Source organism: Lentzea tibetensis (assembly GCF_007845675.1).
GTDB classification, from domain to species: domain Bacteria; phylum Actinomycetota; class Actinomycetes; order Mycobacteriales; family Pseudonocardiaceae; genus Lentzea; species Lentzea tibetensis.
Genome location: NZ_VOBR01000001.1, coordinates 488,174 through 500,798 on the forward strand (window position 1 = coordinate 488,174; position 12,625 = coordinate 500,798).

The 12,625-nt window shown below is 67.4% G+C and carries 6 protein-coding genes; 3 read left to right on the top strand and 3 right to left on the bottom strand.

Going from position 1 to position 12,625, the window contains the following annotated elements; all coding sequences use genetic code 11:
- Positions 1–4 precede the first annotated feature (4 nt).
- The gene (locus FKR81_RS02050; RefSeq protein ID WP_146349134.1) at positions 5–5,782 is read right to left on the bottom strand and encodes a golvesin C-terminal-like domain-containing protein; all 5,778 of its coding nucleotides are present in this window, start codon (positions 5,780–5,782) and stop codon (positions 5–7) included.
- A gap of 480 nt (positions 5,783–6,262) precedes the next feature.
- On the opposite strand from FKR81_RS02050, the gene FKR81_RS02055 reads away from it, so the two are divergent.
- A complete protein-coding gene (locus tag FKR81_RS02055; protein WP_146349135.1) occupies positions 6,263–7,279 on the top strand; it encodes a YncE family protein in 1,017 nt (338 codons plus the stop codon).
- A gap of 609 nt (positions 7,280–7,888) precedes the next feature.
- Here the strand turns inward: FKR81_RS02055 and FKR81_RS02060 are convergent.
- Both FKR81_RS02060 and FKR81_RS02065 read right to left on the bottom strand, forming a co-directional pair.
- Positions 7,889–9,682 (bottom strand): ABC transporter ATP-binding protein, encoded by a 1,794-nt coding sequence (locus FKR81_RS02060; protein ID WP_146349136.1) that lies wholly within the window; start codon positions 9,680–9,682, stop codon positions 7,889–7,891.
- Positions 9,679–11,337, bottom strand: a complete 1,659-nt coding sequence (locus FKR81_RS02065) for an ABC transporter transmembrane domain-containing protein (protein ID WP_146349137.1) — start codon at positions 11,335–11,337, stop codon at positions 9,679–9,681. Before FKR81_RS02065 ends, FKR81_RS02060 begins: the two co-directional genes overlap by 4 nt.
- A 118-nt stretch (positions 11,338–11,455) precedes the next feature.
- On the opposite strand from FKR81_RS02065, the gene FKR81_RS02070 reads away from it, so the two are divergent.
- Both FKR81_RS02070 and FKR81_RS02080 read left to right on the top strand, forming a co-directional pair.
- On the top strand, positions 11,456–12,034 hold the full coding sequence (locus FKR81_RS02070) for a TetR/AcrR family transcriptional regulator (RefSeq protein WP_146349138.1): 579 nt from the start codon (positions 11,456–11,458) through the stop codon (positions 12,032–12,034).
- A 263-nt stretch (positions 12,035–12,297) separates the two neighbouring features.
- Positions 12,298–12,501, top strand: a complete 204-nt coding sequence (locus FKR81_RS02080) for a hypothetical protein (RefSeq protein WP_146349140.1) — start codon at positions 12,298–12,300, stop codon at positions 12,499–12,501.
- Positions 12,502–12,625 lie beyond the last annotated feature (124 nt).

Genomic DNA, 12,625 nt, shown 5'->3' on the forward strand with positions numbered 1-12,625 from the left:
CATCCTACAAACCCAGTGCTTTCAATATCTCTGGATAGTCCTTGTAGATGACTCTGGCCGCGTCCATGATCTGCTGTCGTGTCGCGCTGGCAGTGCCCGCGCCGTACGGAATGGCCTGCCGCCAGGCATTGGTGAACACCTGGTGTTCAGCGGGTGTCACGGCCACGGACAGCATGTCCCCCTGTTTCTGTCCCAGCACGCTCGCGAATCGTTTCTCCAACAGGTGATGTGCCTGCAGTCCGGTGCCGGACAGATCGGTGCGCAACCCCTTGTAGGGCTTGAGGCCGAACTCCTGCGCCCTGCTCAGCCCACCGAATCCCTTGGCGGTGACGCCCAGTCCCCTGGCGAAGCTGCGGATCGCTCCCCCGCCCAAGCCGAGCAGGGCAACTTCCTTGAAGTGCTCACCCGCCGAGTAAGCGGCCGCGTCCGAGTTGCACTCGTCGAAGTTGCGGACGCAGTAGTTCGCGGCGATGTCCTTGGCGCCAGCGATGTCGTCCGGGTTCTTGAGCAGGTGGATGTACGCCTTCTGACAGCCGGTGCGGCCGAAGCAGACGTTCGAGGCCTTGCCGTCCTCACCGACCTGTGGCGACCAGAAGTTCCCCGGTGAGCCGTCGACGGCGAGCAACGAGTTCGTCGGGAACGCGTAGAACCAGCTGAGGAGCCGGGAGCGGTCGTTGGTCTTCGGTGCGTTGTTCTCGGTCCACTCGCGCTGGTCCTCCGCCAGCTCCGCGGCTTCCCGGTCGGCGGCCATCCGGTCGGAGAGTGTTTGTGCCTCCTCGTTGGAGCACTCAGCGGAACAGACGTAGTTGCACGCGTCGTCCGCGCAGATGCCGTGGCCGTCGACCTCGACACCGGTGATCGGGTTGCCGCCCGCGAACGCGTAGCGGTTGCCGGTCCACGGATCCAGCCCCAGGTTGAGGTCGGACAACGCACCGTTGTAGTTGTCGCGGCTGACGAAGCGGTTCAGGCCGGGGTTGTAGTCCCGGAAGCCCATGTCGTAGGTGCCGGTCGTGCTGTCCCAGCGCTTGCCGTTGAACCGGTAGAAGTTGTAGGGCTCCTTGCCGGGCTGTTGCACGTCGGGCTTGTCGATACCGGTGAACGACTCCTCGTCGTCCTTGCCGTACGCGGTGTAGCCGTACGTCGCTTTGGTGTCGCCCTTGTCGTCGGTCAGCACTTCGACGTCGGTGTGCGGGTTGTACCCGTACTGCGCCGTCTCCGTCGTGCCGTCATCGGCGTGCGACACCTGGGACAGCCGCTTGCCGTTCGGGCTGTACTGGTAGGACTTTCGCAGCTTTCCCGCGAGCTCCTCGGTCAGCACGTCCGAGGTGAGGCCGAGGTAGGTGTAGTCGGTGCTCTTGCCGCCTTCGACCCGCGTTGTGGTGCGGTCGAGGGGGTCGTAGCTGAACCGGATCGTGGCCCGGTCGGCGGTGCCGCCCTTGAGCTTCTGCTGCTCGGTGATCCGGTCGAACCCGTCGTAGCGGTACTTCTCGATGACCTTGCCTTGCGCGGTCACCTTGTCCAGCCGCCCGAACGGATCGTAGGAACTCGTCGACTTGACGCCTTCGATCGTCGACGACAGCAGCCGGTTCCGGTCGTAGGAGAACGTGGTCTTCTTGTTGTCGACCGTCTGCTCGACGACGTTGCCGTTGGCGTCGTGCACGTACGACTCGGTCTCGAGCTCCTTGCCGGCCAGGTTGGACTTCACCGACTTCCGCAACCGGCTGACCGGGTCGAACTCGTAGGTGTGCACGCGATCGAGGTACGCCGAGTGGTTGTCGGCGTTCATCGTCTTCGCGATGTCCTTGGTGCGCTGACCGTTCGCGTCGTACTCGAGGGTGTGTTCGTTGACGACGGCGCCGTCGGACTTGCGCTCGATCGTGTGCTTGCGCTGCCCGTCGAGGTAGTAGTCGTTGACGACCTTGTTGCCGTTGGCCTTCGTCTCGGAGAGGGACTGCCCGCGCTCGGTGTAGTCGAACGTCACCACCTGCGGCTTGGCGCTGGGCGTCTTGTCGGTGGTGGTGACCTTCGCCAGGAAGCCCCTGTTGTCGTAGTCGAACGCGGAGGACTGCGCCGGGTGCTCGCGGGTCTTGAGGTTGCCGTCGGGGTCGTAGACGTAGGTGGTGCTCTTCGTGGCAGCACCGACCTCGTCGACCTTCTTCACCTGGTTCAGCTGGGTGTACTCGACCAGATACCGCGTGACCTTCGCGCCCGAACTCGTGTCGGTCATCTCACGGAGGTTGTCGTTGGCGTCGTAGGCGAAGGTGAACCGCTTCTGCTCGTCATCGACCTCCCCGGTGCCATCCCGCACGAGCTTGACCGCGTCCGCCACGACCGTGCCGTCGGCCTTGTCCGACAACGTGATCTTCTTGATCGCGTCCTCGGTGTAGCCGAAGCTGCCGAGCGACACCCACTGACCGGCCTGCTGCGTCTGATCGACCGTCTTGTTCTCGACGCCGCCGTCGTGTTCGACCGCATAGGTCGCGTTGGTGGCCTTCGCCTCGGCCGCGAAGCGGACGAAGACCTCGTACTTGCCGGTGCGCGGCACGTCGACGGACCAGCTGAACGTGTCGTTCCCGCTGCCCGCGTTGTGCGTGCGGTAGTCGAAGCCCTCGTGTCCCTCGCCGGATCCCGCGATCCCCCAGTCACCCTTGGCCTCGGTCACCGGGTCGGAGTTGTCGACGACCAGCACGTCCTTGCCCACCGGGACGCCATCGTCCTTGCGGGACTTGAGCTTGCCGTCCTGGAAGTACTCCCACTCCATCGACCGGGTGGACGAACCACCAGCTGCCGTCACCGTGCGCTTGGTCTGCTTGCCGAGCTGGTCGTACTCGTACTCGGTCCGGATGCCCCACGGATCCGTGGTGCTGCGCAGCCACCCGTTGTCGAAGTAGGTGTTCCTGCTGACGTTGCGACCGGCCTGGTCACCCGAGGGCGGAGCACTGGTCTCCACGAGGTTGCCGACCGCGTCGAACGAGAAGAAGGTGCTGTCAGGTGTCTTGACCCGAGCGTCGTCCTTGTCGAACGGAGCACGCTTTTCCTTGGTGCGGTTGAGCTCGTCGTAGATGATCTCTTCGACGAAGTCGTCGGGGTCGTCCTCGGTCTCCACGCCCTTCGGCGTGATGGTCCTGGTGCGATTGCCCACCGGGTCGTACTCGTACCGGGTGACGCGGTCGACGCCTGCCTTGTGCGGCACCCTGACCTCGCGCACGGCCGCACGTTCGTCCAGTACCAGCACGGTCTTCGTCTGCTTCTGGTCGATCGACGCGACGACGTTGCCGTCGCGGTCGTACTGCGAGGCCTTGCTGTGGTTGTCGGGGTCGGTGACCTTGGTCAACCGGTGGTTGAGGTCGTAGTCGGACTTCGTCTTCTTGCCCAGCGGGCTGATCGTCTCCACCGCGTTGCCCACGACGTCGTAGCCGACGGTCGCGACGTCGCCGATCGCGTTCGTGGTGGAGGTCAGACGGTTCAGCTCGTCGAAGCCGAAGGTGGTGACGTGATCGTTCGGCTTGTCCTTGGTCAGAGTGCCTTCAGGTGCGACGCTCTTCACCAGGTTGCCGACCGCGTCGTACTCGAACGTGCTGATCTTGACCTGGCTCGTCGCGTCGTCCTTCGGAGCTGTGACCGAGACCCGCTGGTCCATCTGGTTGTAGACCGCCGCGGTCACCGCGCCGTTCGGCGCCGTGCTGCTCAGCACGTTGTCGTTCAGGTCGTACTGCGGTCCAGGGGTGATGATGAATCGGCCGGTGTCCTTCGGCACCTTCGATCCCGCGGGGCGTTTGAAGACGTCGTAGGTGTAGATGCCCGTCTTCTGCTTGGCGTCGGTGGCGGCCACGACGTTGCCGACGACGTCGTACACCGCGGTCATGGCGCAGTCGAGCGCGTCGATCGTCCTGCGCGGATAGCCGACCGGGTCGAAGTCCTCGTACCGCGTCGTGTGGTTGTTCGCATCGGTCGCCGAGGCCAGCTGTCCGAAGTCGTCGTACCCGTACCTGGTCGTGAAGTTCTTCGGGTCCGTGACCGACGTGAGGTTGCCCCGGTCATCGTGGTCGAACGTCCACTTGCGACCTTCTGGCGTGGTCTTGTCGACCAGGTCGGCGGTGTACCCGTCGAGCCCGGTCCGATAGCCGAGCTTCGTGGGCGCGGTCTTGTGGACGTGCGCCTCGGCGTCGGTGATCTCCAGCGGGTAACCGGTCTTGGGGTCGTAGCGGAAGGTCGTGGTCGCGCCGTTGGGCTCGCGCAGGACGCGGACGTTGTTGTCGTCATCCCAGGCGAGATCGGTGACCTCGGCCTTGGCGTTCTTGTGCTGGGTCGGCCTGCCGTAACCGTCCATCAGCACGGTCGTGCGATTGCCGTTCGCGTCCGTGACATCGGAGAAGATCGCCGAACCATCGTCGCCGTCGGCATCGGCGTAGTCGAACGTGGCAGCGTGCCCGCGGCGGTTGACCAGCTCCTTGATCTGACCGTCCTGGTACTTCAACTGGGTTCCGTTGCCCAGCGGGTCGTTGATCCGCACCATCCGCGAGTCCGGGTCCCTCGGGTCGGCGTAGAAGTACGAGAAGATCTTCTGGTCCGGCGTGTCGGCGCCGTCGACGACTTCCTGGAGCTGGCCCCGATCGCTGTACGCGAAGGTCATCTTGCGACCGCTGATGTCGGTGATGGAGCGGAGCTGGTGCTCGATGGAGGTGTTGGTCAGGTTGCGCCCGAACACCTTGCGGTCGTCGACGAACGAGAAGAAGTCGTCGCCGTGCTGGTAGTAGTCCAGGCTGAGCACCCGGCGCCCGGTTGCGTCGGTGACCTCGGTCAGCACTCCCGTGTTGCGGTTTCCGTGGTTGGTGCGCACATAGGTGAACTTCAGCTCGTTGGAGTTCTTGTCCGCCAAGGCGGTCTGGTAGCCGTCGGCGTCGAAGAACACGCGTGTGCGGTCCGGCCGGGTCATGACCCAGGTGCGGCTCTTGTCCTGGCTTCCGGTGCGCTGCAGGTAGAGGTGGACGCCGGCGGGGCTGTCATAGGTCCACCGCCGCTTGTCGGAGCTGCCGTTCTTGTTCAGCTCGAACAGGTGGCTCGTGCCGTCGCCGTCGACGAGGGTGACCTTCGCCGGGTGGTCGCCGGAGAGCAGCTGCCCGTGGAACTGCAACGGGGAACCGAGACGGTGCAGTGTCGACGTGGTCAACGACCACCCGGTCCCGGCGTAGGAGTTCGAGTTGTCCCTGCTGTTGTAGGTCAGCCGGACGAACGTGTTGAGACCACGCCCTGGGTTCGCGTAGGCGTTGTAGCCGATGACCGCGTTGCCGGAGTACTGGTTGACCGTGGCGGTCCAGCCGGCACCCGCACCGAAGCCCGTGTACTGGTAGAACTTCTCCAGCCCCAACTGGTTGGAGGTGGGGAACTCCGCTGTCACGGGCTGGGTCAGCGGCGGCACGCCGTCGGTCTCCGACAGGAACTTGCCGCTGCGCTTGTTGCGCAGGTCCCAGGCGAGAACGAAGGACTCCCGCTGGTTGCCGAGGTCGGCCTGGATCGGGCTCTTGACCTTCGCCCTGACCGTCACGGACTGCCCCGGTGCGATGTCGCCGGGCAGAGCCGTTTCCGCACGGTTGGACGGCTTCGTGACATCGGTGCCGTCCGGCAACCGCCAGTGGTAGGACAGGACGAAGTCGGCCTTCGGCCACGGTTTGGCGGTCGTGTTCGTCAACACGACGTCGACCGAGTACTCCTCGCCGGGAATCATCCGCTGCGGCGTCAAGAGAGCCGAGTAGGTGGCCGACGTCTCACTGGCCGACCGCACCGGCCTGGGTGCAGGCGCCCCGACGGGCGTCTGTTCACGTGTCCCCGCAAGGGGAAGCGGCGTGCATCGCTCAGTGACACGAGGCTCAGGAGCCCGTGTCGCGGCAGCGGCCGGGACGGTAGTCGTCTGTGCCGGTACAACTGCGCCGAGCAGCAACGCGGTCGCTGTCGCCAGTACACGGAGATTCCGTAGGTTCCGCACAGCTGTCCTCCCCCTGCGAACATGGGAGAGCAGCCGAGGAACGTCATCACAACCCTGGTGTGACAACGAAATCAAGAACCCGAGCCCGGCTCCCTCTGCCGGGCCGCGCACAATCCCCCAAGTCGGCAACTATCGACGATAGAACTGCTCCGGACCGGCGCTATCCACCATTCAGCTCAATCCAGAGGCAAGACGTTGTGTTGACCAAGCGGCAGGGTGGACTATCGAACCGCAAGGGGGATGTGTCCTTTGTGGACATCTGGGGTCCGGGGGTTCGACATGATGATTCACAGACTGTACGTAGTCGGTTGCGCGCTGTTGTTCACGGTGGCGATGGTGTCGCCGACTCAGGCGAGCGAGCCCGAAGTCTTGCCACTGCCGGGTTTCGGCGATCTCGTCGTCGACAACGCCGAACGACGAGTCTTCATCAGCGGCGGCACTTCGTCGAACGGCGTTGTTGTCGTCGACCGGCACGGCCACGTCAACAAGAAGATCGAGAACCAGTACGGCGCAACAGGACTGCTGCTGAGCGAGGACGGCACAACGCTGTACGTGGCGCAGGCCGCCGGTGACGCGATCAGCGCGATCAGCACTCACACGTACGAGGAGATCGCGCGCTACCCCACCGGATCGCAGACGTGCCCGACCCACCTCGCCCGTGCAGGCGGTCAGATCTGGTTCGGCTACGGGTGCACGAACTCGTGGGACGGCGGCATCGGCAAGCTCGACCCGGCCGCGACACCGCCGGTCAGCCTCGCCCAGCACGGCGACACCCTGTTCCAGCACGCGCCTTTCGTCACCGCGGCGAACAACACCGTCGTCGCCGGACAGCCCGCCACGAGCCTCTCGCACCTGCAGATCTACCGAGCCGAGAACGGAGCCTTGACGCCGGGCGCGGCGGGCGGGGTGGCCGGTAGCAACCTGACCGATGTCGCACTGAGCCCGGATGCCGCAACACTGTTCACCGCGGCCGGGTCACGCACAGCCGTGCAGGCGTTCGCAACCGCCGACCTGTCAGGACGAGGCTCGTACGCCACCGGCCCGCACCCCGCCGCGATCGTCGCCTCCGAGGACGGCATCCACCTCGCCACCGGCGCCTACACGACGCGCAACAAGGCGATCAACATCTTCCGCACGGGACAGACCAACCCGACCCGATCGTTCGGGCTCGACGGCGACGTTCTGGCCAACCGCGGACTCGCGTGGTCCGATGACAACAAGTACCTCTACGCGGTGCTGCAAGGGGCCAACGACCCACGGCCACGACTCACAGTCCTCAGCCGTCCCTTGGACTGATCACGACAGGAGATTGCTCGTCACTGTCCGATATGGACGATCTTGCCCACGCAGAGGCTACGACGTCACCACGGCCGTGAGGCGCCTCCTCCAACCAGGTGTGCCAGGTCCTGCGCCTGTCGCGCGCCTGATCGTTGCGGGTGTGGTCGCGGAGTATGCGATCGGCTTGATGACCATCGTGGCAAGGGTGTCGACGTCCTCCCTCGTCCTGATCATTCTCGGCGCGGTCATCACCTCAGGTCCTCCGACCGTGGTCGGGTGACGGGCGTGGCGAGACCGCACGAGCCCGTAGAGCTCAGCCACACCAGAAGGAGGACGAGCGGTGAACTGCCTGGTCCCGTACTCGCTCCTGGATCCCGTGAGCATTTCATGTGGTGCACAGCGACGCCGGTCTACCCGAGGATCGCGCGTGACTTCGGCCCGACCACACGGTGGGCGTATGGCCGTGCCACACGCAACGGCTACTTCCACCACAAGGACAGGTGTCCTGGGCACCGGGGAGCCTTCTGCAACAAGAAGTTCATCGCCCGCGAAGTGCAGACAGAGACGCCGTAGGTGCGCTCCTTGTTGGGGCATAGGCCGTTTCAGATGGAGAAACACCACCGCCCTTCAGTAGCGGCGCGACCACGCGCTCCACAGGTCGGCGTACCGCCCGCCCTGTGCGACCAACTGGTCGTGCGTGCCGAGCTCGACCACGAGGCCGTCCGCCATGACCGCGATGCGGTCGCATGCCCGCGCCTGGGTGAGCCGGTGCGCCACCACGACCGCGGTCCGGCCCGCGAGGAGTGCCGCGGCGGCCTGCTCCAGGTCGCGGGCACCGGAACTGCCCGCTTCGGCCGTGGCCTCGTCCAGCACGACCACGGGCGGGTCGCGCAACAGCAGGCGGGCCAGCGCAAGTTGCTGGACCTGCGCCGCGGTCAGCGCATGCCCTCCTGTCCCGACCACGGTGTCCAGGCCATCGGGCAACGCCACGACCCACGGGCCCGCTCCGACCGCGTGCAACGCGGCGTGAACCTGTTCGTCGGTGCTGTCCGGCGCGGCGAACACCACGTCGTCGCGCAGCGTGCCCGCGAACACGTGCGTCTCCTGGGACACCATGCCGATCCAATCCCGGACCTGGCCCGGATCCAGGTCGCCGATGTCGACGCTCCCCCGCGTGTCCACCAGCAGGATCCGCCCGGACGTCGACGGGAACACCCCGGCCAGGATCCCCGCCAGCGTCGTCTTGCCCGCACCGCTCGCCCCGACCACCGCGAGCGACGTCCCGGCGGGAACCTCGACGTCGATACCACGCACGACGTCGTGGCCCTCGTCGTAGGAGTGGCGGATGCCGCGCGCCACGATCCCGACCGGCCCGTCGTGGGGCCGGTTCGATGTGGGCACGGGCCGTGGCACGAGGGTGACACCGACGATACGGGCGAGCGCCGCTCCCGCCCGCTGCACGTCGTCGAACGACAGCAGGACGGTGCCGAGCGGGTCGAACAGGCGGTGGAACAGCAACGCTGCCGCGGTCACCTCGCCGACCGTCACCGCGCCGGCGTCGACCAGCCAGTACCCGGCGAGCAGGATCGCCGACAGGCCAAGAGCTTCGGCTGCGTTCATCGACTTCATGAACCAGATGAACAACCGCTGCGCGCGGAGCGCGGCGGTCAATGTTCGTTCCGACGCGGCCGTCACCCGCCGGGTCTGCGGCTCGGCCATGTCGTAGGCATGCACGGTGGGCAGACCGTGCAGCGACTCCAGCACCACCTGGCCGCGGCCGGCAGCCGCGCGCCGTTCCGCCGCGTACAGCGGGCCCGCCTTGGGCAGGTAGGCGCGCAGGCTCAGCCAGTACACCGGGAACACCACGGTGAACGCGACCGCGAGCCGCCAGTCCACGGTCGCGAACCCGGCAGCCGACACAACGATCGTCGTCGCCGCGCTGAACACCGTGGCGGCCAGCGGAACCGCGGCCACGAAGTTCTCCACGTCCTCGGTGACGCGCGACGCGATGTCGCCGCTCCCCACGCGTTCCAGCACCCGCGACTCGATGCCCAACGCGCACGCCAGCACCTGCTCCCGCAAGTCCGCCGCGATCCGCGCACCCAGCCGTTCGGTCGCGCGCTGGGCCAGCGACGCGAACACGGCACCGAACACCACACTCGCGGCGGTGAGCACGAGGAGTGGTATCAGATCAGGACGGCCCGCCGCGCGCACGGCGTCCACCAGTCGCCCCAGGAACAGCGGCGCGGCGACAACTCCGACACCGGTGAGCAGAGTCAGCAGCAGCGCCACGACGCAGTCGGCGGGATGATTCCGCATCGCCCACCACAACCCCGCGGCGGTCTGTCCGCTGGTGGCGATCGGCAGGACCGGCGCATCGCATTCCGTCCACACCGGACGGTCGACCAGGGTCGCGCTCATCGCAGCACCGCCTCGGCGTACGCGGGGATCTCGGCAAGCCGGGCGTGGGTCGCGACGACGGGCGGACCGTCGCCGTCGAGGAACACGACCCTGTCGCACCGGGACAGCAGCGGCGGAGAGGTGGTGACGACGACCGTGCCCAATGCGTCCTTCCGCCGCAGGGAGCGAAGTCCTCGGGCGACCGCGTCCTCCGTCACGGCGTCGACCGCGGTGAGCGGGTCGCGGAGGACGAGCACCGGCGGTTCGGCGGCGAGCGCCCTGGCGAGTGCGACCCGCTGCCGCTGACCGCCTGACAGGTTCGCGCCGCCTTCGAGCAGCGCTTCGCCCTGGCGGGCAAGGGATTCGAGCACGTCCACGACACCGGCCGCGGCCACTGCCCGGTCGACCGCGCCGCGGTCGGCGCCCCTGCCGGTGTCGATGGCGGCATCGAGCGTGCCGCCGAGCAGGTAGGCCGCGTGCGGCTCGACCAGCACGTGCCTGCGCACGTCCACGTCATCAACCGCGATGTCGCCGAACCCCACGCTTCCCGACGACGGGGCCGCGCGACCGGCCAGCAGTGCCACGATCGCGTCCGCGGCGGCGGGATCGGTGGTGGCGACACCGAGGACTTCGCCCGGCGCGAGGGTGAATTCGAGTCCGACAACAGGCCCGATCGCCACGTCCCGCACGGTCAGCGGTCCAAGGCCGGTCGCCCCAGATGATCGACGGATGCGAGTCGTCAGCAGAGCGGCGACTCGCGCCGCGCCGGCACGGGAGCCGGCGATCTGCTCCACGCTGGACGCGATGCGTCGCACCGGTTCCGCGACGAAGGAGGCCATCACGACGACGGTCACGAACTCTCCGGCGGTGATGCGGCCGGAGAGCGCCATCGTGCCCGCCGCCGCGGCCGTGCCGACCAGCAGCACGCCGGTCGCGAGCTGACCGACCACTGTCACGAGGGCCGATGCGGAGGCGGTGTCGAGCATGGTGTCGAGCGACTGCCTGCTGGCGCGGCGGTACCGCTGGACTGCCTCGGGAACACCGCCGAAGCCGCGCAGGGGGCGCAGCGCGTGGACGAGTTCGGCGGCCAGCGCCGCCGCCAGTCCGCCCGCCTGCCTGCTGTCACGGACCTTGCGCTCGACCCACGGGCCTAGCCGGTCGATCCCCAGCACGAGCAATGGCAGGACCAGCACGACGCCGAGCCCGAGCCACACGTCGACGCGCAGCAGCACGACGACCGCGACCGCCAGTCCGGCGCAGCCCGACGCCAGGTAGGCCAGGACCCGCACGATCTCGGCGGTCGCCCTGGTGTCGGAGGTGAGGATGCTCATCAGCTCTCCCGGCCTGCGCTCGCGGCCCGCGAGCGGGTCGACGAGGACGTGGCCGACCGCGCGAACCCGCAGCTCGTGCGCCTCGCGCAGGGCGGTCGAGCTGAGCACCCACGACGCGAGGCCGCCGCCAGCCCCGAGCACGGTGAACAGGAGCAGCACCGCTGCGACCGCGATCAGGATCGCGACCGGCGGCGCGCCGTCTACGGCGTGATCGACCGCGAGGCCGATGGCCAGCGGCACCAGCGCTTCGCACGCCTGGTGAACCACGGAGGCCGCGGAGCCGGCCACGGCAGGACGGGCTCGGCGGCGCAGCACGTCGGCTAGCAGAGCGTTCTCTGGACGCAAGGGGTGACACCTCAATGCCTGGACGGCACCGAGGGCCGTGGCGGCGTACTTACGAGTCACATTGACTCGTAAGTACGCTAACACATGTGAGACACCGTGTCTCGGTAGAGTTCGCCCGATGGCTACCGATGCGACTGCCAAGATGGGCCGCCCTCGCAGCGAGCGGGCGCGGCGGGCAGTCCTGCACGCCGCGGACGACCTGCTGGTCGACGTCGGCTACGCCGCGATGACCATGAAGGGCATCGCCGAACGCGCCGGCGTCGGCCGCCAGACCGTTTACCGGTGGTGGACGACGAAGGCCGAGATCCTCCTCGAAGCGATCATCGACGACGTCGAGGAGGAACTCACCACGCCCGCGCTTCCGGACGCCGTCGACGACCTGCTCACCTATGTGCGCGCGCTGAGCGAGTTCCTCATGACCTCACCCGCCGGGCTGGCCTACCGCGCACTGGTCGGCGAAGCACAGCACGATCCCGCCGTGCGGGACCTCGTGCACGCCGCGGACCTGCTGGGCGCCAGCGCACGGACCGTCCTGGACCGCGTCCGGCCAGTCGCGCCAGCCATGCCGTCGCCGAAGCTGGCCGCCGCGCAGGTCGTCGGCCCGGTGGTCTACCGGATGCTCACCGCACCGGCCGAGTTCTCCCACGAGGAACTGCGCGAGCACGTGCGACACCTGCTGACTTCCTGGTCGAGCTAGCAGCAGACTCGAGTACTGCAGCAACCGGATGCGGCCGACGGCGATCACCACCGCCGACCGCGGGACCTGCCGACAGGCAGCGGCGTGGCTGACGGACGAGGAGTTCGCCGCGCTGGTCGAGGAAACCGAGAACGCGGTCGTCGCATGGATCGGCAACGTCTGGGATGCCGGCGCGACGTCGCGCAGTCAGCCTCGTCGTCGTACCGGACATCCCCGCCTCGGCTTGAGCGCTTCGCGCGCCGCAGACCAAACCCGGCGAGGTCGTGTGGGGTGACGACGCCGGGGTGACGTGCCGCCGCTGGAACTGGCAACAGTGCACCCGGACGCAGATCCCCGAGCACACGCGGACCGCGCTGTTCATGTTCGAGCGGCTGGAGCCGATGACGCTCGACCAGCTGCACGCGGCTGGCGACGACCTCGTGCGCCACCTCAACGCCGCAGACATCCGGACAAAGCTGCTGCGATAGAACCGGTTGTTCCTCAGGCGGGCAGCGCCCACCCGAGGAACAACCGGCAAAACATGAACTGCTTTCGAGATATTCGCGGACGGGGGAACCCGGAATATCGAACTAGCGCAGCGGACCCGTGTGC